This is a genomic window from Jannaschia formosa, from assembly GCF_003340555.1.
Classification (GTDB): domain Bacteria; phylum Pseudomonadota; class Alphaproteobacteria; order Rhodobacterales; family Rhodobacteraceae; genus Jannaschia; species Jannaschia formosa.
On sequence record NZ_QPLJ01000022.1, the window covers coordinates 43,174 to 66,415 of the forward strand.

Below are 23,242 nucleotides of genomic sequence, written 5' to 3' on the forward strand. Positions count from 1 at the left end.
GTCAGCCGCGACGGCGGCGCAGGCCTGCCAGCCCGGCGATCGCACCCAGCAGCAGCAACGCGCCGGCCGGCAGCGGCACCGGGAAGGGCGCACCGAAACTGCCCGGATCCTCCGCCGACAGGAAGAAGCCGCCCAGATCCGGGCCGCCGGTCGTGGTCAGGCGGAAGCCGCCGACCCTGGCTCCGGCGCCGAGACCCCAGCCGGACAGGTCGAAGCCGCCGACGAACATCGCCTGCGCGGTCGAGATCTCGACGGTGTTCACGCTGAAGCCGCTATTGGCGAAACTGCCGCTGTTGATCGTCAGGGCGGAGCTGTAGATCGGGCTCTTGGCGGTGCCGCCGATCATCAGCTCGATGTCGAAGACGTCGTTGCCGCCACGTTCGAAGAAGACGAGGTCGGGCAGGCTGTCCCCGCCGATGTCGTCATAGGCCAGCGTGTTCTCGAAGGTCATCTCGAACTGCATCAGCGCCTGGCCCTCGCCGTCGGTCATCTCGCTGAGGCTGCGCGAGTTGAACGCGTTGAGCAGCGTGGCGTCCTGGATCGCCGGGTCCGTCGTCTCCTGGTTGGCCGTGGGGAAGCCGGCCTTGGCGAAGGGCGTGCCGTTGCCGTCGGCGGCCGTGTCGGTGTCGCCCCACTCGGCGTTGATCTGGGACCGGCCCTGCGTGACGGTGAAGGTCCGCGCGACGCTAAACGAGCCGAGCGTCCCGTCATAGACCGTCGTCCCGAAGGTCAGGCTGTCGAGCAGCACGTCGTCGGTATAGACGGGACCGGTCGGGTCGGTGGAGCCTGCGGGCACCGATACAGTGACCGCGCTCGGCAGGACCGTCGCCGCGACGGCGGGGCCAGACAGAAGGGTCGTCGCGAGGGCGAGCGTGGTGAGGGTATGGCGAGGCGTCATGCGGTACTCCGGTCCAAACGGGTCCTGCGCGGGGCCGTGGCGACCGGATCGCCCGGTCGGAAGCCCTCGCGCGGGACCGAAATGGTTAATGTCGTCGGAGCGAGTGTTAACTTTTGATTAGGGCAGATTGAAGACGGCTTCGTGAAGATCCTCTTCGGCGTGACCTGTCCGGCACGATCCCGGGCCATCGGGCCGCATTCAGGCGCGCAGCGCGGGCAGGCCGATCCCCGTCGCCTCGAAGCCTCCGTCGACCGCCAGCCGCTGTCCGGTCACGTAGCTGGCCTTGTCCGAGCAGAGCCAGAGGATGGCCTCGGCGATCTCCCGCTCCTGCCCGTAGCGATTGAGCGGGATCGCGTCGTGATAGGCGTCGATGATCTCCTGCGTGTGGACGGCCATGGCGAGCTTGGTGCGGACCGGACCGGGACAGACGCAGTTGACCCGGATGCCGTGCTCGCCCAGTTCCACCGCGTGCTGCGCGGTCAGATGCGCGACCCCCGCCTTCGAGGTGCCGTAGGCGACCCGCAGCGTCGAGGCGCGCAGCGCGCTGATCGAGGCGATGTTGACGATGGCGCCGCGCGTCTCGCGCAGCTGCGGCAGGAAGGCCTGGGTCATCAGGAAGGGGCCGTCGAGATTGGTAGCCATGACCGCGCGCCAGCGGTCGAAGCCCGTTTCCTCCAGCGGCCCGAAATCCGCGAGGCCCGCGTTGTTGACCAGCGCATGGACCGGGCCCGGCGCGACGCGCGCCAGTTCCGCCACGGCATCGGGGTCCGAGACGTCGCAGGGCAGGGCGGTGACGTTCCCGAGCGTCGCGGCGGCGGAGGCCAACTCCTCGGCGTCGATGTCGACCATGACGACGTGGCGCCCCTCCTCGAGGAACAGCTTCGTCGTCGCCAGCCCGATCCCCCGGGCGGCCCCCGTGATCAATGCGATGCCTGCCATGTCTCTCCCTCCGGCCTGTCCGCGCGTTTGTGCCCGAAGCGCCCGGGGTTGCAAGCGCGCGCGGCCCGGGAAGAGCGTCGAGATCTCCGAAGGTTTCGCTTCTCGTGGGGCTCCGGTCCGGAAGCGACGCGCGGGAAGCCCGGAAGCTCACGACTTACGCCTTCGAAGCCGGCGCCAATCGTCCGAGGCCCCGCGATCCCGCCGCACAGGAGCCCTGCGCGCGCGGCCGGCGACAGCTTCGCCCGCGGCGTCTATATCGTCGGGGTCAGAGAGGAGCCCGCCCCATGTCCTGGAACCCCGCCCTCGACCCCCATTGCCCGACCGGCGACGAGGTCGACGCCATCGAGACCGTCATCGTCCCCCGCGCCCGCGACCTGGGCGGCTTCGAGGTCCGCCGCGCATTGCCCGCCTCGAAGCGCCAGATGGTCGGGCCGTTCATCTTCTTCGACCAGATGGGCCCGGCCGAGTTCCTGACCGGCGAGGGGATCGACGTGCGCCCGCATCCGCATATCGGTTTGTCGACCGTGACCTACCTGCTGAAGGGCAAGATCCATCATCGGGATTCGCTCGGCACCGACCAGTGGATCGAACCGGGCGCGGTCAACCTGATGACGGCGGGCCACGGCATCACCCATTCGGAGCGGGCCGATGGCGACTACCGCCAGCAGCCCAGGTCGCTGTTCGGTTTGCAGACCTGGATGGCGCTGCCTGCCAGCCATGAGGATGCCGAGGCCAGCTTCGAGCATGTCGCCAAGGCCGACCTGCCGATGCTGGAGGGAGAGGGAAAGACGGTGCGGCTGGTGCTGGGCGAGGCCTATGGCGCGCGCACCTCGGCGCAGCATCCGAGCCGCATGTTCTATGCCGACGCCGTGCTGCAGGCCGGCGCCGCGATCCCGCTGCCCGACGATCACGAGGACCGCGGGGTCTATGTGCTCGACGGGGAGATATCCGTGGCCGGCCAGGACTTTGGGACCGGCCAGATGCTGGTCTTCCGGCCCGGCGACAGGCTGTCCGTCAAGGCCGGGGAGCGGGGGGCGCGGCTCATGCTGCTGGGCGGCGACACGCTGGAGGGGCCGCGCCACATCTGGTGGAATTTCGTCGCCTCCTCGAAGGAGCGGATCGAGGCCGCGAAGGAGGCGTGGCGCGCGGGGGACTGGCTGAACGGCCGTTTCCACCTGCCGCCCGGCGACGATGCGGAGCACATCCCCCTGCCGCCGCGCTGATGGGGTGGCGGGGCGCCGCCCTGCGGCGGCCTCGGCCCTTCCCCGATCTCTGGACACAGAAGGGATCATTCGTCGCTTGACGCCCCCCTCCACGCATCTTAGACCCCCGCTCACGCTGGAGACGGCGGTCAAGCGGGCGGTTGTAGCTCAGTTGGTTAGAGTACCGGCCTGTCACGCCGGGGGTCGCGGGTTCGAGCCCCGTCAACCGCGCCACCGCTTGCCCAAGTCCCCGGAAGATGCGCGGTTGTAGCTCAGTTGGTTAGAGTACCGGCCTGTCACGCCGGGGGTCGCGGGTTCGAGCCCCGTCAACCGCGCCATTTTCCTCCCCCTTCGAAATGACGTCCGATTCCACGGGTGATCCGGGTATGATCCACGGGTGATCCACGTCGGACGTTCGGGAGACCGGGGGGCGGGCGTTTGACTCGGCGCGTGCTCTGGGCATGGCGCGGGCGGAATGCATCGGCGCTCCTTGGGCATGTCCTTCGCCGTGCCGGAGGCTGCCCGCAGATGCTCGGCCAACCTGCGCGGTTAATCACCTCCGGACGTATCTGTCCCTGGCTTCCCGACGACCTCGCCGCCCTTGAATGCACCGATCACGGCCTTCGCCCCTTCCTTGCCGTATAGCGCCGCATAGACGGCCGGGATCGTCGCCGCCGCTGCCACGCCGGGGACCAGCGCGACCAGCCCTCCGACGGCGCTGGCTACGCCGAGGCGCATGAGGCCGCCCATCGTAGGCGAGTGGTCAGGCCGGTCGATGAACCTCGCCGCTTGCTCGATCTTGATCAAGGCCTCGTTGAAGGCGGACTTGAACCTGTCGACCTCCGCATCGGTGAGCGGACGGTCGGTGAAGTCTGCTGGCAGCGAGTCATGGACGCTCGCGGCCAAGGCACGCGCATAGACCAGAGCCTGCTCGACCTGACGATGATCCGCCAGGGCATCCTCATCGTTGGGGATGCGGATACGATGATAGGAGAGACCTTCGGCGAGGATCGCCATCGTGTGCTGGCAGCGGTCGCGCACGAGAGGGTAGTCGTTCTCCAACAGGTCGCGCGCTGCAGCTACGGTGAGCGGCGTGAAGGTCCTCGGAACGGAAGCGGCTTGGCCTTGCTTCTGACTGGTTGACGATCCAATCGGCTCCGGCCAAGGGGGCAGGCTGCGGAGATGGGCGAGGAGGGCCTTGCGTTGGGCCTCGTAGTCGTCGTGGGCTATGGCGGAGGCGATGCCGGGGTCGGAGAGGGCGGGGATATTGTTCAGCCGGATGCGATCAACCACGTCCCATGGTCCCTTGGTCAGCAGGAGTAAGTCGAGCAGCGGGCGCAGGTCGGTGATCCTCGTGTCGTTGATATAGAGGTTCTCCAAAGCGGTGAGTCCCGCGATGCGGGGCAGGCCCGCGTCGGTGATCAGCGTGTTGTCAAGGACGAGGTGCCGCAAGGCGGTGAGGCCCTCGATGCTGAGGAGGCCCGCATCGCTGATCTGCGTGTTGGCGAGGTCGAGGTGCCGCAAGTCGGTGAGACCCGAGATGTGGGGTAGGCCCGCATCGGTGGTCTGCGTGTTGGCGAGGCCGAGGTGCTGCAAGACGGTGTGGCCCTCGATGTGGGGAAGGCCGGCATCGGTGACCCGCGTGCTGTCTAGGTCGATGCTCAGCAAGGAGGCGAGGTCCGCGAGGTGGGGGAGGCCCAAGTCGGTAATTTGCGTGTTGTTGAGATAGAGGCCCTGCAAGGTGGTGAGGCCCGCGATGTGGAAAAGACCCCTGTCGGCAATATGCGTGTTGGCAAGGTCGAGGTGCCGCAAGGCGGTGAGGCCTGCGATGTGGGAGAGGCCTGCGTCGGTGATCTGCGTGTTGTTGAGGACGAGGTACCCCAAGGCGGTGAGGTTCGCGATGTGCGAGAGGCCGGCATCGGTGATCTGCGTGTTGTCGAGGACGAGGATTTGCAAGGCGGTGAGGCCTGTAATTCGGCGGAGGCCTGCGTCGTTGATCCGCGTGCCGTTGAGGTCGAGGAGTTGCAAGTTGGTGAGGTCCGCGATCTCTGGCGGCAGGCTGTCGATCTGCAGCCCGGACAGGTCGAGCCGATCCTCGCCGTTCTCCCGCGCCGCCCTCACCCGCCGGACGGCCTCGTCCCAGTCCTCGTTCGCCATCTTCGCCCCTCTGCCGTCGAAGCATCTCGGCGGGGGTGGGTCCCCGGGTCAAGCCCGGGGACGGCGGGGGGCGGGTGAGGGCGGGTGAGGGCGGGTGGGGTGTCAGGATCGGGCGCGCTCGGCGAAGCGGGGGAGCATGGCCGAGAAGTCCTTTCCGCCGCCGTCCTCCTCCTCGACGAAGGCGCGGTACTGGGCGAGGGCGGCGTCGCCCATGGGGGTGGGGGCGCCGACGCTTTCGGCCGCGTCGCGGGCGAGGCCGAGGTCCTTGAGCATGAGGGCCGCGGCGAAGCCGGGCTTGTAGCCGTTGTCGGCGGGCGATTTCGGCCCGACGCCGGGCGCGGGGCAGTAGGTGTTCATCGACCAGGACTGGCCCGACGAGGTCGAGACCACGTCGAACATCGCCTGCCGGTCGAGCCCCAGCCTGTCGGCCAGCGCGAAGGCCTCGCAGGTCGCCACCATGGTCGCGCCGAGGATCATGTTGTTGCAGATCTTCGCCGCCTGCCCGCTGCCCGAGGCGCCGCAATGCACCGTCCGGCCCCCCATCACGTCGAGCACCGGTGCGGCGATCCCTAGCGCCTCGGCCGTGCCGCCGACCATGAAGGTGAGCGTCCCGGCCTCGGCCCCGCCGATGCCGCCCGAGACCGGCGCGTCGAGCGCCTGCACGCCCGCCGCCCCGGCCTGCTCGGCCACGGCGCGGGCGCTGTCCACGTCGACGGTAGAGCAGTCGAGGAAGACCGCGCCCTTCGCCATGGCAGGCAGGATCTCCTTCGCCACGGCGCGCAGGATGGCGCCGTTCGGCAGCATGGTGACGGCGATCTCGGCGTCGCGCACGGCCTCGGCGGCGCTGCCGGCCATCGCGATGCCTTGGGGTGCGGCCTCGGTGTCGAAGCCCGTGACCTCGTGGCCGGCGGCGATCAGGTTGCGGGCCATGGGCGCGCCCATGTTGCCCAGGCCGATGAATGCGATCCTCATGGGGAAACCTCCGGAAGTGGCGTGTCTTGTGGCAGCGGGTCGAGCATCGCCGCGACATCGGCGGCGGGCACCGCCTCGGGCCCGGCATGGCGCCACCGGGGCTGGCGGTCCTTGTCGACGATCTGGGCGCGGATGCCCTCGACGAAATCGGCATGTTCCAGCGCGCGATGGGTGAAGCGGTATTCGAGCAGCAGCGCCTGGTCGATGGTCGGGGCGTCGCCCAGCCGGTGCAGCATCTCGATCGTGCAGGCCATCGAGAGCGGGCTGTTGGCGGCTAGCGCCTTCGCGGCGGCCTCGGCCAGCGGCGTGTCGGCAGCGGCGACGGCGCGGGCGATGTCACCCAGCATCGCGCCGGAGAAGAGCGCGTCGATCTCGGCCCGCTGCGCGGCGAGCGGCGCCTCGGGCGGGGTCCGGGCCGCCTCGTCCGCCAGAGTGGCGTCGCCGGTCCCGGCCAGCCGCGCCTTCAGCTCGTCCCAGCCCTCGGGGACGTAGAGGTCGGCGAAGCCCGCATGGATCGCGTCGCCCGGCCCCATGCGCGTGCCGGTGGTGCCGAGATACTCCCCCAGCCGCCCGGGCGCCCGGGCGAGGAGCATCGATCCGCCCACGTCCGGGACCAGCCCGATGGCGCATTCCGGCATCGCGACGCGGCTCGTGTCGTCGACGATCCGGTGGCTGGCATGGCAGCCGACGCCGACGCCCCCGCCCATGGTGAAGCCGTGCAGGAAGCTGACCACGGGCTTCGGGAAGCGGGAGAGCCTGGCGTTCATCCGGTATTCGTCGCGCCAGAAGCGCTGGCCGTAGTCGTAGCGACCCTCGGTCCCGGCCTTGTGCATCTCGAGGATGTCGCCCCCGGCGCAGAAGGCGCGGCCGGGCGCGGCGTCGATCAGGACCAGGGCGACGGCGGGGTCGGTGGCCCAGGCGTCGAGCGCGGCCTCGATGGCGAGGCACATCTTCCAGGAGAGGGCGTTGAGCACGTCGGGGCGGTTCAGCGTGATCCGGCCCGCGCGGCCGTCGATGCGGATGTGGATGTCGGTCATTCCGTCTCCTCGACCGGGATCGGGGCGCCCCCGCGGACGGGGGCGCAGCTTGGGTGGTCGTGACCGCGCGACGAGGGCAGGGCGCGCGTCGATGCCTGGGCGGCGGTCTTCATGCGCGGGCCAGGCGGGCCAGGACGGGGGCCGGCGTCAGCCCCACGGCGAGGGTGCGGCGGACCAGCGTGGCGGGTGTGCCGGGCAGGCCGAGCCGGGCGGCGAGGGTATGGTTCTCGGCCAGGCGGGCGGTGGTCTCGGGCGCGTCCATGCGGGCGAGGATCGCGCGGGCGGCCCCGGCGCCCAGCGCCTCGGTCGCGACGGCCTCTATGAACGGGTCCTCGGTCCGGAACGCCGTGGCGACGAGCCGGTCGTGGAGGTGGGGCGCCGCCTCTCCGGCGGCGATCAGGGCGCGGGCCGCGCGCTCGGAGGTCGGGCCGAAGAAGGCGAGCGGGCGGATGTGAAGGGGGAGGCCAAGAGCGGGAAGCCCCTCCCATTGCGGGGCGCAGAGGGGGCAGCCGCCGGAGGTGAAGAAGGTCAGAGCGTCCGGGGGCAGCGCGGCGGCCGGGTCGGGCGCGGGAGGCGGGGCGGCGGGGGTGTCGAGGCCGAGGGCCAGGGTCTGCACCGCCGTGAGCTTCGGCGTCCAGGCGAGGCGGCGAAAGCCGGGCAGGCCCGGGATGGGCTCGGTCGGCAGGGGCTTCAGGCGCGGCCAGAGGGCGGCGCCGCCCGCGACGGCGAGCGCAGGCAGGCCGAAGGCGAGCACCGTGCGGCGGTCGAGGGCCCGGGCGGTCATCCGGCCCTCACGCCGCCAGCAGCCCGCGCGCCACGATCAGCCGCATGATCTCGTTCGTGCCTTCGAGGATCTGGTGGACCCGCAGGTCGCGGGAGAGCTTCTCGATCCCGTAGTCGCCGAGATAGCCGTAGCCGCCATGGAGTTGCAGGCAGCCGTCGACCACGCGCGACCCGGCCTCGGTGACCATCTTCTTGGCCATCGCGCAGTGCATGGTCGCGTCCGGCGCGCCCCGGTCCAGCTTCCAGGCGGCCTGGCGCAGGAAGACGCGGGCCGATTGCAGCTCGATCTCCATCTCGGCGAGGCGGAACTGGGTGTTCTGGAAGTCGGCGAGCGACTGGCCGAAGGCCTTGCGCTCCTTCACGTAGGCGACGGTCTGGTCGAGCGCCTGCTGCGCGGCCCCGAGCGAGCATGCCGCGATGTTGAGGCGGCCTCCGTCGAGCCCGGCCATCGCGTAGGCGAAGCCGCGGCCCTCCTCGCCCAGCAGGTTCCCGAGGGGCGTCGGGCAGTCGTCGAGCTGGACCTGACGGGTCGGCTGCGACCGCCAGCCCATCTTGTCCTCGAGCCCGCCGAAGGACAGGCCCTCGGCCCCGTCCTCGACCACGAAGGCCGAGATGCCGCGCGGGCCGGGCTCGCCGGTGCGGGCCATGACGATATAGGCGTCGGAATAGCCGCCGCCCGAGATGAAGGCCTTTGTGCCGGTCAGGCGATACGCGTCGTTGGTCTTCACCGCCTTCGTCTTCAGCGCCGCCGCGTCCGAGCCCGAGCCGGGTTCGGTCAGGCAGTAGGAGAAGAAGGTCTCGCAGCTGAGCGCGCCGGGCAGGTATTTCGCCCGCAGATCGTCCGACCCGAAGGCGTCGATCATCTTGGCGCACATGTTGTGGATCGACAGGAAGGCGGCCACGCTGGGGCAGGCCATGCTGAGCGCCTCGAAGACCAGCGTCGCGTCGAGCCGGGTGAGGCCCGAGCCGCCCGATTCCTCGCGGACATAGAGCCCGCCGAAGCCCAGCGCGGCCAGCTTGGGCCAGAGGTCCTTGGGGATGTTCCCCTCCGCCTCCCAGGCGCGGGCGTTCGGCGCGATCTCCGCCTGGCCCACGTCGCGGGCCATGTCGAAGATCGCGGTGCTTTCCTCGGAGAGTGCGAAATCCATGGGGCCCTCCCGCGCCGCTGGAATAGAACGTGCGTTCAATTAACGCGGGAGGGGGCGCGGTGTCAAAGCCCTTCGCCGAACGCCTCCCTCAGATGCGCCATCACGGCGTCCATGCCGCCTTCGGCGAAGACGGCGCGCTGGCGGTCGGCGCCGTTGCCGTCGCGGGCGATGTCATGGGCGCGGGCGACCTCGGCGCGGCAGTCGAGCGCCTCGGCATCCTCGGCGATCAGCTCCAGCCATTCCTCGACCAGCTCGGGCAGGGGGACGATCGCACCGCGGCCGAAGTCGATCAGCCCCTCGCGCGTGCCGTGGCGCATGGCGCGCCAGCGGTTCTCCTCCAGAAGGAAGCGGTCGTAGACGCGCCAGCGCTGGTTGCGGTTCTTCAGCCGCCAGAGCATCCGGTGGGTGCATTGGACCAGCGCCGCCATTGTCAGCGCGTCGTCGATCCGGGGGCAGGCGTCGCAGATGCGCGTCTCCAGCGTCGGGAAGCTGTCGGACGGGCGCAGGTCCCACCAGATCTTGGTGCCGTCCTCGATGACGCCGAGGTTGACCAGCGTCCCGACCGTCCGGCGCCAGTCCGACCAGTTCGACAGGAGCGGCGGCAGCCCCGTGCGCGGCATGTTGTCGAAGACCGTCAGCCGGTAGCTCGACAGCCCTGTGTCCTGTCCCTGCCAGAAGGGGGAGGAGCCCGACAGCGCCAGAAGGTGCGGCAGGAAATAGGCAACCTGGGACATCAGGTCGATCCGGGTCTCCTCGTCGGGCAGGCCGACATGGACATGCATGCCGCAGATCAGCATCCGCTCGGCCACGCCGCCCATGTCGCGGGCCAGTTCCCGATAGCGGTCCTTGTCGGTGAACTGCTGGTCGCGCCAGTCCGAGAACGGATGGCAGGAGGCGGCGATGGGGGCGAGCCCGTGGGCGCGGGTCAGATCGATCACCGTGCGTCGCAGGTTCGACAGGTCGGCGCGCGCCTCGGCGATCGTCTCGCACACGCCGGTCCCGACCTCGATCTGGCAGCGCAGGAACTCGGGCGAGACCTGCCCGCCCAGCGTCTCCTGCGCCTGCTCCATCAGCTCGGGCGGGGCCTCGGCCAGCGCGCCGGTGGCGGGATTGACGAGGAGGTATTCCTCCTCGATGCCGATGGTGAAGGGCGGGTCGTCGGGCATGGCGGTCTCCTCGACCGGAGCCTAGTCGACCGGGCGGGGAAGGCGAACCTTCCCTGAGGTCAAGGCGCCGGGCCGCCGAGGGGAGGCAGGGAGATGCCGGGTCCGGGCGCGGTTCCTGTCCATGCCCGGACCCGCCGCCCCCGAGGAGGGCGGCCCGGCGGCCGGTTCAGATCAGGCGGACCTGCGTCCCGATCGGGGTGATCTCGTAGAGTTCGGCGATCTTTTCGTTGTAGAGGCCGATGCAGCCCGAGGAGGACCGGCGCCCGATCTTGCGCGTGTCGTGGGTGCCGTGGATCAGGTAGGCGGGCCAGCTGAGATACATCGCGTGGGTGCCCAGCGGGTTGCCGGGGCCGGCAGGCATGAACTCCGGCAGGGAAGGGTCGCGGGCGCGCATGTTGGCCGTGGGCGTCCAGGTCGGGCCGACGGTCTTGCGCACGATCTCGGAGTAGCCAGTGCGGGTCAGCTCGTCGGTCATCGGCACCGAGGTCGGGTAGAGCCGGTAGTCGGTGCCGGTCGAATCCCAGTAGTGCAGCGCGCGGCTGGTCGTGTCGCAGATGATCGTGGCGAGCCCGAGAGAGTCAAAGTGGTCGCGCCAGTCGATGCGCTGGAAGCTGGAGGTGTTGCGCCGCGCCTCGGACGGGCCGGTGACGCCGCCGAAATCCTCCATCGTCCGCTCCCGCTCCTGCGCGCGCAGGACGGTGGGGGCGGCCAGGGCTGCGGTCGCCCCGAGGATCAGGCTGCGGCGGGTCTGGCTGCTCATGGTGGTCTCCGTTCTGACGTGGTCCGCGAAATCAGCTGGAATGTAGCGATCCCGGCGGAAGGTCTCAACGGCGTGACGTTCACAACTGCGCGCGGGTGACCTTTCGGCAGGCGGTGAATTGCCGAACGGGGGCCGGGTCCCTGCCCGAATCGGGCCGCAATCCGGTGCGACGCCGGGCGGGACATCCCCTCGGAGGACCGGCCATGGGCCCGATCGACGCCACCTTCCGCTGCCTCGCGCGCCCTCTCACCTGGAGCGGACGGGCCGCGCCCTCGGAATACTGGTGGTTCACCCTGGTCTACACGCTGGTCGGGACGGCGGTCTGGCTGGGACTGCTCTGGCCGGTGCTGGAGCTGGTCTGGCTGGACGCGCAGGGCCTGCCGCGGCCGGTTCCGATCGAGGGCCTGCTGCAGGAAAGGCTGCAGATGATGGGCTGGGCGGCGGTGCTGGGCCTCTGGCCGAGCCTGTGCCACCTCGCCGTCATGGTCCGGCGCCTGCACGACACCGACCGGAGCGGCTGGTGGTACTGGATCACGCTCCTGCCGCTGGTCGGTCCGCTGATCCTGCTGGTGCTGCTGATCCTGCCCGGCGACCCCGGCCAAAACGATTACGGCAAGTCGCCCTACGGGCCCGCCCCCGGCGAGGTCGGGCGGCCCGGCGCAGGCGTCGCCCGCGACCTGCCGCCGCTCGACCCGGGGCTGCGCGCGCCGGTCCCGATGGGCCCGGTGCAGGCGACGGTGAGCTGCCTGCTGGCGCCCCTGACCTTCCGGGGACGCGCGGGGCCGGGGGAGTTCTGGTGGTTCATGCTGGTCGTCACCACCGCCTCGGTCGCCGCGACGACGGTGCTGGCCTGGCCCGTCCTCACGGCAATCGACGCCTGGGAGGCGGCGATGCTGGCCGAGCAGCAGCGCGCCTACGAAACATTCACCGCGGCCCAACCCGTGCCCTTCCCCGACCTGCGCCCCGTCGTGATGGCGAACTGGATCGGCTGGGCGGCCTATGCGATCGTCGGCATCCCGGTGAGCCTGTCCTGCATCGCGGTGACGATCCGGCGCCTGCACGACACCGATCACAGCGGCTGGTGGCAGCTCATCGGCCTGGTGCCGCTGATCGGGCCGGTCTTCCTTCTGGTGCTGCTGGCCGCGCCCGGGCAGATCCACCGCAATCGCTACGGTCGTGGCACCGGGGTTCGCGAGGCGCCGGTCCGGGGCAGCGACCTGCCGGTCGTGCCGCGGGACCCGCTGGCCGGCGTCACCACGCCTGAGGCACTGCGCGCGCTGCGCCAGTCGCGGATGCCGGGGAACTGAGCGGGGGCAGCGGACGGGCCGGGAAGGACCTGCCGCAGAGGCTTCTCGTGGCGGGGGTCTCGTCGGAGGTGATCCGGGCGACGGTCACGCCCGACAGGTCGAGCATGAGGGTGTCGAGATAGCTGACCGCGGTGTCGGCTTTCAGATGAGCCGACGCATTTATTCGTGCCGAGGGCTGACCCGCCATCCCGGCTGAGGAGCGTGGCGATGGTTGTCGGAAGCGCGGCGCCGAGGATGACGGACGCAAGGCGGGCCAAGGCAGTCCGGGGGGCCCTTCTGACCGATCCTCGAACGAGATCTCGTCAGTTGGTCGAGGAGGCCGCGAAGGTCTGCTGCGCGCCGATCCCGCATCGCCGCATCCCCTCTCCCTGACCGGGCAGGTCTTCCGGCATGCAGGCTCCGCCCCGACCGCAGAGGGCCGGGGCGGGGTCGCGTGTCACTCCATCAGCGGGATCGAGAACTCGCCGCCTTCCTTGATGCCCGAGGGCCAGCGCGCGGTGACGGTCTTGGTGCGCGTGTAGAAGCGGAAGCTGTCGGGGCCGTGCTGGTTCAGGTCACCGAACATCGACTTCTTCCAGCCGCCGAAGGTGTGGTAGGCCAGCGGCACCGGGATGGGCACGTTGACGCCGACCATGCCGACATTGACCCGCTTGGCGAAGTCGCGCGCCGCATCCCCGTCGCGGGTGAAGATCGCGGTGCCGTTGCCGTATTCGTGGTCCATGGCGAGGCCCAGCGCCTCCTCGTAGGTCTTGGCCCGCACGCAGGAGAGGACGGGGCCGAAGATCTCCTTGGTGTAGATCTCCATGTCCTTCGTCACGCGGTCGAACAGGACGGGCCCGACGAAGAAGCCGTTCTCGTAGCCCTGGACCGACATCTTGCTGCCGTCGACCACGGCCTCGGCGCCCGCATCCTTGCCGGACTGGATCAGGCGCAGGATGTTCTCCTTCGCGGCCGCCGTCACGACCGGGCCGAAATCGACGTCGTCGCCGGAACTGTAGGGGCCGACCTTCAGCGCCTCGACGCGCGGCGCGAGCTTCTCGATCAGGCGGTCCGCCGTCTCCTCGCCCACCGGCACGGCGACCGAGATCGCCATGCAGCGCTCGCCCGCGGCACCGTAGCCCGCGCCGACCAGCGCGTCGGCGGCCTGGTCCATGTCGGCGTCCGGCATGACGATCATGTGGTTCTTGGCGCCGCCGAAGCACTGCGCGCGCTTGCCGTTGGCGGCGGCGCGCTCATAAATATAGGCTGCGATCGGGGTGGAGCCGACGAAGCCGACCGAGGCGATGTCGGGATGGTCGAGGATCGCATCGACCGCGACCTTGTCGCCGTTCACGACCTGCAGCACGCCCTTGGGCAGCCCGGCCTCTTCCATAAGCGCGGCGAGCATCATCGGGACCGAGGGGTCACGCTCCGACGGCTTTAGGATGAAGGCGTTGCCGCAGGCGATGGCGGGCGCGAACATCCACATCGGGATCATGGCCGGGAAGTTGAAGGGCGTGATGCCCGCCGTCACGCCCAGCGGCTGGCGCATGGAATACATGTCGATGCCGGGGCCGGCCGAATCCGTGAACTCGCCCTTCAGGTGGTGCGGGGCACCGATGCAGAACTCGACGACCTCCAGCCCGCGGGTCACGTCGCCCTTGGCATCGGGCAGGGTCTTGCCGTGCTCGCGGCTCAGCGCCTCGGCCAGCTTGTCCATGTCGCGGTTGAGCAGGTCGACGAACTTCATCAGCACACGGGCGCGGCGCTGGGGATTGGTCGCGGCCCAGGCGGGTTGCACGGCCTTGGCCACCTCGACCGCGCGGTCGAGATCGCCGGCGGTGGCGAGCGCCACCTTGGCCTGCACCTCGCCGGTGGCGGGGTTGTAGACGTCGGCGTGACGGTCGCCGCCGTTCACCTCGGCGCCGTCGATCCAGTGTCCGATCTGCTGCATGGGGATCCCTCCTCTTTGGGCGCGGTGTAGCGCAGGGGGCCTTGCGGCGATAGGGGCGGCTGGGCAGGGTGGTCTTGCGGTTCTGCAAGGGTGGCGGCAATGGACTGGGACGATCTGCGGCTGTTCCTCGGCGTGGCGCGCGGCGGCTCCCTCGCCGAGGCGGCGCGGGGGCTGCGGCTCGACCCCGCGACGCTGTCGCGCCGCGTCGCGCGGCTGGAGCGGTCGGCGGGCGCCACGCTTTTCCTGAAGTCCCCGCGCGGCTACGCACTGACCGAGGCGGGCCATCGCCTGCTGCCCCATGCCGAGGGGATGGAAGCCCGCGCCCGCGCCGGCGAGGCGGCGCTGGCGGGCGGCGAGGCGCTGCGGGGCCGGGTCCGGATCGGCGCGCCGGACGGGGTGGCGAACCACGTCCTGCCCGCGGTCGCCGCACGGATCGGGGTGGCGCATCCGGGGCTGGGGCTCGACATCGTGGCGCTGCCGCGGGTCTTCGACCTGGGACGGCGCGAGGCGGACCTGGCGATCACCGTCTCGCCGCCCAAGGCGGGGCGGCTGATGGTGCGCAAGCTGTGTTCCTACCGGCTGAGCCTTGCGGCGCGGCACGACTACATGGCCGCGCATCCGACGATCCGGTCGCGCGAGGACCTGCGCGGCCATCGCGTGGTGGGCTACATCCCCGACATGATCTTCGACGCCGATCTCGACTATCTGGGCGAGATCGGCGCGGACATGCCGGGGCTCGCCTCGAACTCCGCCTCGGTGCAGCTGGGGCTTCTGCGCGCCGGCGGCGGGCTCGGGATCGTCCACGACTTCATGCTGCCCGCTGCGCCGGAGCTGGTCCGCGTGCTGCCCGACACCGTCCGGCTGACCCGCGCCTACCACCTGACCCGCCACCGCGACGCCGCCGGGCCGCTGGTCACGCGCGTCGCCGACCTGCTGGCCGAGGGGGTCCGGGCCGAGGTCGCGCGATTGGAAACGGATTGATCCCGGCGAACTGAAGGAAAGAACGTGGCCATACTGGGGCAGAAGATGGCAGGCTTGGGGCGTATAGTCGAAAGGTCTGCCGTCATGTCGATCCGTCTCGCCGCCGCGCTTCTGTCCGCAACGCTCCTCGCCCCTGCCGCGCAGGCGCAGGTCGCCTCGCCGCAGGTGCTTTGCGGCTCGATGGGGGAGCTGGCCGTCGCGGTGATGCAGAACCGGCAATACGGCGTCCCGCGCGAGGACATGCTGGCGCTCGCCCCCGAGGACGGGCGCGAGGTCCGCGTGTTCCGCGCCCTGATCGCCGAAGCCTATGCCCTGCCGGTGCAGGAAACGCGTACCGGGCGGGAGGATGCGATCCAAGGCTTCCGCGCCGCGATCGAGGCGAGCTGCATCCAGACGATCCGCGGCATCACCTGAACCGCGCGGGGGGAAGGGGCTCGGACGCGAGCCCCGAAACGGACGGGGCCCCGGGTGTGTGTGAGGGGCCCTGTCCGCATGTCCGGCATCCTGCGGCCCGATGCGCGAAGGCCGGCGCCAAATCCCCGCTCCGCAAGCCAGACTTGACTTGACGCCGGGGCAGGCCGACGCTGGCCGCAATCGTTCGCGGCATGGGAGGACCGAACATGTTCGTCACCAAGATTCTGGACGGGAAGGCCCACAAGGGCGTGCTGACCATCGACCCCGGTGCCTCGGTCGCGGACGCGGTCGCGGAGCTTGCGGCGCGGCGCATCGGTGCCCTGGTCGTCAGCAGCGATGGCCGCCACGCCGAGGGCATCCTGTCGGAGCGCGACATCGTGCGCGAGCTGGGCCGCTCCGGCGGAAAGGTGCTGGAGCAGAAGGTGTCGGACCTGATGACCACCGACCTGCATACCTGCGCCCCCAACGAGCGCTCCGAGGCCGTCCTGCAGAGCATGACCGACGGCCGGTTCCGCCACATGCCTGTCGTCGAGGACGGGCTTCTGGTCGGGCTGATCTCGCTGGGCGACGTGGTCAAGGCGCGGCTGAGCGAGGTGTCGATGGAGAAGAGCGCGCTGGAGGCGATGATCGCCGGGCAGTGACGCCGGCCCATTGACCACAGCTTGTCACGGGCGGGAGGGCGGCGCAGTCTGGTCCTCCCGCACCGGAGACTTTCATGGACTTCACCCTGCCGCCGCATGCCGCGGACTTCGTCGCGCGGATCGACTCCTTCGTCGAGACGCATCTGCTGCCGCTGGAGGCCGACCCCGCCGCCTGGGACGCGCATGAGAACATCGCCGAGGTGCCACTGGCCGAGATGCGTGCCAGGGCGAAGGCCGAGGGGCTCTGGTGCCTCGGGCTGAAGCCCGAGAGTGGCGGGCAGGGGCTGCCGATGACGGCGCTCGCCGCCTGCTACGAGGCGATGAACCGGTCGGTCTTCGGGCCGGTCTGCTTCAACGCCGCCGCCCCCGACGACGGGAACATGCGCGTGCTGGAGCAGCTGGGCACTGAGGCGCAGAAGGCGCGCTGGCTGGCGCCCATCGTCTCGGGCGGGGTTCGGTCGGCCTTCGCCATGACCGAGCCCGCGCCGGGCGGCGGCTCCGACCCCGGCATGATGCGGACCCGGGCGCGGCGCGACGGCGACGACTATGTCGTCGAGGGCACGAAATGGTTCATCACCGGGGCCGGCGTGGCGGAGCATTTCATCCTGCTCGCCCGCACCTCGGACGATGCCCGCCGCGGCCACACCGCCTTCCTGTTCCACCGCGACGATCCCGGCTGGGAGATCGTCCGCCGCATCCCGATCATGGGCCCGGAGGAGCATGGCGGCCATTGCGAGCTGCGCTTCGAGGGGCTGCGCGTGCCCTCGGAGAACGTCCTGCTGGAGGAGGGGAGGGGGCTGAAGGTCGTGCAGACCCGGCTCGGCCCCGCACGGCTGACCCATTGCATGCGGTGGCTGGGGCTGGCGAAGCGCTGCGTCGAGATCGCGACGGACTACGCCGCGCGCCGCGAGGGCTTCGGCGTGCGGCTGGCCGACCGCGAGAGCGTGCAGGTCATGCTGGGCGACCTCGCCATGGAGATCGAGATCGGGCGGATGCTGACGATGAAGGCCGCCTGGGAGATCGAGCGCGGGGGCTTCGCCCGCAAGGAGGTTTCGATGGCCAAGGTCCATGTCGCGAACCTGCTGCACAAGGCCGCCGACGTGGGCATCCAGATCAACGGGGCGCGGGGCTACAGCCGGGACACGGTGCTGGAATGGATCTACCGTTATGCCCGGCAGGCCCGGCTGGTCGACGGGGCCGACGAGGTCCACAAGATGGTGCTGCACCGGGAGCTGGTCGCCGAGGGCCGCGGCTTCTGGCGCTGGGAAACGGCGGAATGAGCGCGCTCGATCCGTCGCCTTCCCATGCTCCGTCGCGGGCGGCCGAGGGATTTCGGCCTCAAGCCGACCACCGGGCGCCGTCGTCGGAGCGGCGCGCGCCATGGACCTGACCGCCCTCCGCGCCCTGCTGGCCGACCGCCTCGGCGCCGACGAGGGCCGGTTCGAGTTGACCCCGATCTCCGGCGGCCAGTCGAACCCGACCTTCTTCCTCGATCACGGCGCACGGCGCCTCGTGTTGCGCAAGCAGCCGGACGGACCGATCCTGAAGGGCGCCCATGCCATCGACCGCGAATACCGCGTGCTGGAGGCGCTGGCGCCGACCGCCGTCCCCGTGCCTGCGCCCGTCCTGTTCCATGCCGACCCGGAGCCGCTCGGCACGCCCTTCTACCTGATGGAACGGGTCGAGGGCCGCGTCCTGACCGACACCGCGCTGGCCGATCTGCCGCGGGAGGATCGCGTCCCGACCTGGATGGCCGTGGCCGATGCGCTCGCCGCGATGCATGCCGTCGATCCTGTGGCTGTGGGCCTCGGCGATTACGGGCGGCCCGGCGACTATTTCGGCCGGCAGCTGGCGCGCTGGGATCGGCAGTACCGTGCCTCGCCCTCCGGTCCCGTGCCCGAGATCGGGGCGCTGTTCGACTGGCTCACCGCGCATCGCCCGCCCGACGACGGGGCCGTCGCGCTCTGCCACGGAGATTTCCGGCTGGGCAACCTGCTGTTCCACCCGACCAAGCCGCGGGTCGTCGCCATTCTCGATTGGGAGTTGTCGACGCTGGGGCACCCGCTGGCCGATCTCGGCTTCTGCTGCATGCCCTGGCACACGGCGCCGGAGGAGTATGGCGGGCTGCTCGGCCTCGACCTCGCCGGGCGCGCCCTGCCGGAGGAGGCCGCCTTCGTCGCCCGCTACATGGCCGCGCGCCCCGGCTCGGCGCCCTTGCTCCCGTTCCACCGGGCCTTCGCGCTCTACCGCTTCGCGGTGATCTTCGTCGGCATCGCCGACCGCGCGGCGGCAGGCTCGGCCGCCGATCCCGAGGCGGCGAAGCTCGGCCCGCTGGCGCGGCGTTTCGCGGTGCGGGGGCTGGAGGTCAGCGCCGGCGGATGAACCGGGGGGCATCGCGGGGCGACCCGCGATGGGCCGCCGGTCGATCGGCGGCTCGCCCGGGCTCAAGCAGGCGCGAAGCTGCGTGCGATGGCCGCGAGGTCGAGGCCGAAGCGGGTCTCCAGCTCGGCCTTCTGTGCGCGGGTCGCGGGGCGCAGGCGGTCCAGCGCGTCGGGCATGCGGCTGTCGTTGGTGCCGTCGATCCCGCGCAGCCACATCCGCGGCTCGGGGAAGGAGAGGGCCGGCATCAGTCGGCCCAACTTGTGATGCGGGAAATGCAGCGCCGTGCGCTTGCTCGCAGGGCGCAGGACCAGCGCTTGGGCGACGCCGAGATGGCTGCGCCGCGCCTCCTCGACCAGCGGGCCGTCCGGGGTGAGGCGCAGCATCATTCCCGAGGTGAAGTCGACCGCCATCGCCCCGTGGCGGCGCCAGAGCGGCAGGACCTCCGTCACCGTTTCTCGCAGGCGCTGAACGAAATCGAGCGCCACCCCGTCGTCGTCGTCCTGCCGGAACTGGACGCTGGGCGGGCCGGGCGCCCGGAGCCGGGTCTGCACGATCTCGGCCATGGCGTCGCGCTGGTTCATCGGGCGGTGAAAGATCACCTCGGCGCCGGGCAGCGTCGCGGCGGAGGCCAGCAGGCGGCCGCGCCAGGGCTCCGGCAGGGCGTCGCCGGTGACGATCAGCGTGCGGAAGCCCGGGTCGGTCTGCTTGCGCAGGGTCGCGAGGCAGACATGCTCCAGCGTGCGCATCCGCGCCTCCATCCGCGCGGGCGCCCAGAGATGGGCCTGCCGCTCGGCCACCGTCGCGTGCTCGGTCTGGAAGCCGCCGAGGCCGGGATAGGCGAAGCGGACGAGCGCGAGGATCTGGAGGTCGGGCATGGGGCAGGTGGTCGCAGGCGGATGCGGCAGGAGCAAGGCGGCAGGCGCGTTGACACCCCTCGGCCGATCCCTTATGTGCCGGCTCAATTCGGTCGGGGTGCGCCTGTCGCGCCTTGCCCGGCACGCCAGAACCGTCGGTCAAGATCCGGGATACTGCTTCCCGCGTCCTCTGTCACCCAACCGCATCGTCCAGGTCGGAATTCCGGGCGGCTGCGGTCGTCGCGTTTTGCCCGGGTCGGTCGTGCCGGAAGACAGAGACATCGAACGAGACGGAAGCCAGAGAACATGCCAACGATCCAGCAGCTTATCCGCAAGCCGCGCCAGCCGAAGGTCAAGCGCTCCAAGTCGCAGCACCTCGAGTCGTGCCCGCAGAAGCGCGGCGTCTGCACGCGCGTCTACACCACCACGCCGAAGAAGCCGAACTCGGCCATGCGGAAGGTCGCCAAGGTGCGCCTGACCAACGGGTTCGAGGTCATCTCCTACATCCCGGGCGAGAGCCACAACCTGCAGGAGCACTCGGTGGTCCTGATCCGCGGCGGCCGCGTGAAGGACCTTCCCGGCGTGCGCTACCACATCCTGCGCGGCGTGCTCGACACGCAGGGCGTCAAGGACCGCCGCCAGCGCCGCTCCAAGTACGGCGCCAAGCGTCCGAAGTGACCCGCCCCCCGGCCGGTTCCTCCTCGGGCCTGACCCGAGGATTTCCCGGCTCCAAGGTCCCCGGGCCGCGCCCGAGGACGACGCAACGAAAAGATTCCAGAGGATACCGAGATGTCCCGCCGCCACGCAGCCGATAAGCGCGAAGTCCTGCCCGACGCCAAGTATGGCGACAAGGTGCTGACCAAGTTCATGAACAACCTGATGATCGACGGCAAGAAGTCGGTCGCCGAGAAGATCGTCTACAACGCGATGGAGCGCGTCGAGCGCAAGATCAAGCGTTCGCCCATCGAGGTCTTCACCGAGGCGCTCGACAACGTGAAGCCCTCGGTCGAGGTCCGCTCCCGCCGGGTGGGCGGCGCGACCTACCAGGTCCCCGTCGAGGTCCGCCCCGAGCGCCGCGAGGCGCTGGCGATCCGCTGGCTGATCAACGCCGCCCGCGCGCGCAACGAGAACACCATGGAGGAGCGTCTGGCCGGCGAGCTGATCGACGCCGTCCAGTCCCGCGGCTCCGCCGTGAAGAAGCGCGAGGACACCCACAAGATGGCCGACGCGAACAAGGCGTTCAGCCACTACCGCTGGTAAGGCCAGCGCCTACATAGACGATACCCGCAGGGGGCCCGCCGGGCCCCCGCGCCCGTTTCTCCTCCCATTCGAGGTAAGCCACCATGGCCCGCGACTATCCGCTTCAACGTTACCGCAACTTCGGCATCATGGCGCATATCGACGCCGGCAAGACCACCTGCTCCGAGCGTATCCTTTTCTACACCGGCAAGTCCCACAACATCGGCGAAGTCCATGACGGCGCCGCCACGATGGACTGGATGGAGCAGGAGCAGGAGCGCGGCATCACGATCACCTCGGCCGCGACGACAACCTTCTGGCAGCGCCAGGAAGAGCCGACCAAGGACGGCACGTCGGACACCAAGTACCGGATGAACATCATCGACACGCCGGGCCACGTCGACTTCACCATCGAGGTGGAGCGGTCGCTGGCCGTGCTCGACGGCGCGATCTGCGTGCTCGACGCCAATGCCGGCGTGGAGCCCCAGACCGAGACCGTCTGGCGCCAGGCCGACCGCTACAAGGTGCCGCGCATCGTCTTCGTCAACAAGATGGACAAGATCGGCGCCGACTTCTTCAACTGTGTCCGCATGATCGAGGACCGCACCGGCGCCAAGGCCGTGCCGGTCGCGCTGCCGATCGGTGCCGAGAACGATCTCGAAGGCCTGATCGACCTCGTCACCATGGAGGAGTGGGTCTGGAAGGGTGAGGATCTGGGCGCCTCCTGGGAGAAGAACCCGATCCGCGAGAGCCTTCAGGACCTCGCCGACGAGTGGCGCGAGAAGATGATCGAGGCCGCCGTCGAGATGGACGACGCCGCGATGGAGAACTATCTCGACAACGGCGATGCGCCCGACGTCGACACCCTGCGCAAGCTGCTGCGCAAGGGCACGCTGTCGCTCAGCTTCGTTCCGGTTCTCGGCGGCTCCGCGTTCAAGAACAAGGGCGTGCAGCCCCTGCTGAACGCCGTCATCGACTACCTGCCGAGCCCGCTCGACGTGGTCGACTACATGGGCTTCCGCCCCGATGACGAGACCGAGACCCGCAACGTCCCGCGCCGCGCGGACGACAACATGCCGTTCGCCGGTCTGGCCTTCAAGATCATGAACGACCCCTTCGTCGGCTCGCTCACCTTCACCCGCGTCTATTCGGGCGTTCTGAACAAGGGCGACACGCTCCAGAACACCACGAAGGGCAAGAAGGAACGCGTCGGGCGCATGATGATGATGCACTCGAACAACCGTGAAGAGATCACCGAAGCCTTCGCGGGCGACATCATCGCTCTGGCCGGCCTCAAGGACACGACGACGGGCGACACCCTGTCGGACGTGAACGACCAGGTCGTGCTCGAGACGATGACCTTCCCCGACCCGGTCATCGAGATCGCGGTCGAGCCCAAGACCAAGGCCGACCAGGAGAAGATGTCACAGGGCCTCGCGCGGCTGGCTGCCGAGGATCCGTCCTTCCGCGTCGAGACCGACATCGAGTCCGGTCAGACGATCATGAAGGGCATGGGCGAGCTTCACCTCGACATCCTCGTCGACCGCCTCAAGCGGGAGTTCAAGGTCGAGGCCAATATCGGCGCGCCGCAGGTGGCCTATCGCGAGACCATCGGTCACGCGGTCGAGCACACCTATACCCACAAGAAGCAGTCGGGCGGCTCGGGCCAGTTCGCCGAGGTCAAGCTCAACATCATCCCGACCGAGCCCGGCGAAGGCTACAGCTTCGAATCGAAGATCGTTGGTGGCTCGGTTCCGAAGGAATACGTGCCCGGCGTCGAAAAGGGCATCCGCTCGGTCATGGACTCGGGTCCGCTCGCCGGCTTCCCGGTGATCGACTTCAAGGTCGAGCTGCTCGACGGCAAGTTCCACGACGTGGACTCCTCGGTCCTCGCCTTCGAGATCGCGTCGCGGATGTGCATGCGCGAAGGCATGCGCAAGGCCGGGGCCAAGCTGCTCGAGCCGGTGATGAAGGTCGAGGTGGTCACGCCCGAGGAATACACGGGCAGCATCATCGGCGACCTGACCTCGCGCCGGGGCCAGGTGAACGGGCAGGACACCCGCGGCAACGCGATCGCCATCGACGCCTTCGTTCCGCTGGCCAACATGTTCGGTTACATCAACACGCTGCGTTCCATGTCCTCGGGCCGCGCGCAGTTCACGATGCAGTTCGACCATTACGACCCGGTCCCGCAGAACATCTCTGAAGAGATCCAGAAGAAGTTCGCCTAAAATCAGCGGTGCGTGGGTTTCCCACGCACCTTCCCCCCTCGCAGGCCGCGTGACCGCCACGCGGCCCCTGCAAAAGAAGGAGACCTTCGATGGCGAAGGCAAAGTTCGAACGCACGAAGCCGCACGTGAACATCGGGACGATCGGCCACGTGGACCACGGCAAGACGACGCTGACGGCGGCGATCACGAAGTATTTCG

At 69.9% G+C, this 23,242-nt stretch carries 22 protein-coding genes and 2 tRNA genes; 13 read left to right on the top strand and 11 right to left on the bottom strand.

Going from position 1 to position 23,242, the window contains the following annotated elements; translation table 11 throughout:
- Position 1 precedes the first annotated feature (1 nt).
- Both DR046_RS17835 and DR046_RS17840 read right to left on the bottom strand, forming a co-directional pair.
- Positions 2-898 (bottom strand): exosortase-dependent surface protein XDP2, encoded by an 897-nt coding sequence (locus tag DR046_RS17835; RefSeq protein ID WP_115383739.1) that lies wholly within the window; start codon positions 896-898, stop codon positions 2-4.
- A 198-nt stretch (positions 899-1,096) separates the two neighbouring features.
- Positions 1,097-1,837, bottom strand: coding sequence for an SDR family NAD(P)-dependent oxidoreductase (locus DR046_RS17840; RefSeq protein WP_115383740.1), 741 nt, complete (start codon positions 1,835-1,837; stop codon positions 1,097-1,099).
- Between the two features lie 284 nt (positions 1,838-2,121).
- Between DR046_RS17840 and DR046_RS17845 the strand changes: the two genes are divergently transcribed.
- The 3 genes from DR046_RS17845 (at position 2,122) to DR046_RS17855 (ending at position 3,377) form a co-directional block, all read left to right on the top strand.
- Positions 2,122-3,060: a pirin family protein gene (locus DR046_RS17845; RefSeq protein WP_115383741.1), complete on the top strand. Its 939-nt coding sequence runs from the start codon at positions 2,122-2,124 to the stop codon at positions 3,058-3,060.
- 136 nt (positions 3,061-3,196) lie between these two features.
- A tRNA-Asp gene (locus DR046_RS17850) sits at positions 3,197-3,273 on the top strand.
- A gap of 27 nt (positions 3,274-3,300) precedes the next feature.
- Positions 3,301-3,377, top strand: a tRNA-Asp gene (locus DR046_RS17855).
- 211 nt (positions 3,378-3,588) lie between these two features.
- Here the strand turns inward: DR046_RS17855 and DR046_RS17860 are convergent.
- From DR046_RS17860 to DR046_RS17890, 7 genes are all read right to left on the bottom strand, one after another.
- Entirely contained in the window at positions 3,589-5,196 is a 1,608-nt protein-coding gene (locus DR046_RS17860) for a leucine-rich repeat domain-containing protein (RefSeq protein WP_115383742.1), read from the bottom strand.
- 102 nt (positions 5,197-5,298) lie between these two features.
- Entirely contained in the window at positions 5,299-6,168 is an 870-nt protein-coding gene (gene mmsB, locus DR046_RS17865) for a 3-hydroxyisobutyrate dehydrogenase (protein ID WP_115383743.1), read from the bottom strand.
- A complete protein-coding gene (locus DR046_RS17870) occupies positions 6,165-7,205 on the bottom strand; it encodes an enoyl-CoA hydratase/isomerase family protein (protein WP_115383744.1) in 1,041 nt (346 codons plus the stop codon). The genes mmsB and DR046_RS17870 overlap by 4 nt, the downstream gene beginning before the upstream one ends.
- Positions 7,206-7,314: 109 nt before the next feature.
- Entirely contained in the window at positions 7,315-7,989 is a 675-nt protein-coding gene (locus tag DR046_RS17875; RefSeq protein WP_115383745.1) for a DsbA family protein, read from the bottom strand.
- Positions 7,990-7,996: 7 nt separating this feature from the next.
- Positions 7,997-9,136, bottom strand: coding sequence for an acyl-CoA dehydrogenase family protein (locus DR046_RS17880; protein WP_115383746.1), 1,140 nt, complete (start codon positions 9,134-9,136; stop codon positions 7,997-7,999).
- A 62-nt stretch (positions 9,137-9,198) separates the two neighbouring features.
- Positions 9,199-10,302, bottom strand: coding sequence for a carboxylate-amine ligase (locus DR046_RS17885; protein ID WP_115383747.1), 1,104 nt, complete (start codon positions 10,300-10,302; stop codon positions 9,199-9,201).
- A 166-nt stretch (positions 10,303-10,468) separates the two neighbouring features.
- A complete protein-coding gene (locus DR046_RS17890) occupies positions 10,469-11,062 on the bottom strand; it encodes a L,D-transpeptidase (protein WP_115383748.1) in 594 nt (197 codons plus the stop codon).
- Between the two features lie 203 nt (positions 11,063-11,265).
- On the opposite strand from DR046_RS17890, the gene DR046_RS17895 reads away from it, so the two are divergent.
- A complete protein-coding gene (locus tag DR046_RS17895; RefSeq protein WP_115383749.1) occupies positions 11,266-12,369 on the top strand; it encodes a DUF805 domain-containing protein in 1,104 nt (367 codons plus the stop codon).
- A gap of 436 nt (positions 12,370-12,805) precedes the next feature.
- Here DR046_RS17895 and DR046_RS17900 read toward each other — a convergent pair whose 3' ends face one another.
- On the bottom strand, positions 12,806-14,302 hold the full coding sequence (locus DR046_RS17900; RefSeq protein WP_115383750.1) for a CoA-acylating methylmalonate-semialdehyde dehydrogenase: 1,497 nt from the start codon (positions 14,300-14,302) through the stop codon (positions 12,806-12,808).
- Positions 14,303-14,401: 99 nt separating this feature from the next.
- On the opposite strand from DR046_RS17900, the gene DR046_RS17905 reads away from it, so the two are divergent.
- From DR046_RS17905 to DR046_RS17925, 5 genes are all read left to right on the top strand, one after another.
- Positions 14,402-15,283, top strand: a complete 882-nt coding sequence (locus DR046_RS17905; RefSeq protein ID WP_115383751.1) for a LysR family transcriptional regulator — start codon at positions 14,402-14,404, stop codon at positions 15,281-15,283.
- A gap of 84 nt (positions 15,284-15,367) precedes the next feature.
- A complete protein-coding gene (locus DR046_RS17910) occupies positions 15,368-15,697 on the top strand; it encodes a hypothetical protein (protein ID WP_115383752.1) in 330 nt (109 codons plus the stop codon).
- A 206-nt stretch (positions 15,698-15,903) separates the two neighbouring features.
- On the top strand, positions 15,904-16,338 hold the full coding sequence (locus DR046_RS17915) for a CBS domain-containing protein (RefSeq protein WP_115383753.1): 435 nt from the start codon (positions 15,904-15,906) through the stop codon (positions 16,336-16,338).
- A 74-nt stretch (positions 16,339-16,412) separates the two neighbouring features.
- Positions 16,413-17,618, top strand: coding sequence for an acyl-CoA dehydrogenase family protein (locus DR046_RS17920; RefSeq protein WP_115383754.1), 1,206 nt, complete (start codon positions 16,413-16,415; stop codon positions 17,616-17,618).
- Between the two features lie 100 nt (positions 17,619-17,718).
- A complete protein-coding gene (locus DR046_RS17925; protein WP_115383755.1) occupies positions 17,719-18,720 on the top strand; it encodes a phosphotransferase family protein in 1,002 nt (333 codons plus the stop codon).
- Positions 18,721-18,782: 62 nt separating this feature from the next.
- Here the strand turns inward: DR046_RS17925 and DR046_RS17930 are convergent, their stop codons facing one another.
- Positions 18,783-19,595 (bottom strand): glycosyltransferase, encoded by an 813-nt coding sequence (locus DR046_RS17930; protein ID WP_135227329.1) that lies wholly within the window; start codon positions 19,593-19,595, stop codon positions 18,783-18,785.
- Positions 19,596-19,880: 285 nt separating this feature from the next.
- Here DR046_RS17930 and rpsL point away from each other — a divergent pair, with 285 nt between their 5' ends.
- The 4 genes from rpsL to DR046_RS17950 all read left to right on the top strand — a co-directional run.
- Positions 19,881-20,252 carry a 30S ribosomal protein S12 gene (gene rpsL, locus DR046_RS17935; RefSeq protein ID WP_085835153.1) on the top strand — a complete coding sequence of 124 codons (372 nt, stop codon included), beginning with the start codon at positions 19,881-19,883 and terminating at the stop codon, positions 20,250-20,252.
- A gap of 111 nt (positions 20,253-20,363) precedes the next feature.
- The gene (rpsG, locus tag DR046_RS17940) at positions 20,364-20,834 is read left to right on the top strand and encodes a 30S ribosomal protein S7 (protein WP_115383757.1); all 471 of its coding nucleotides are present in this window, start codon (positions 20,364-20,366) and stop codon (positions 20,832-20,834) included.
- Positions 20,835-20,917: 83 nt separating this feature from the next.
- A complete protein-coding gene (gene fusA / locus DR046_RS17945) occupies positions 20,918-23,044 on the top strand; it encodes an elongation factor G (RefSeq protein WP_115383758.1) in 2,127 nt (708 codons plus the stop codon).
- Between the two features lie 89 nt (positions 23,045-23,133).
- The coding region (locus DR046_RS17950) for a GTP-binding protein (RefSeq protein WP_135227308.1) at positions 23,134-23,242 on the top strand (109 nt) is incomplete at its 3' end.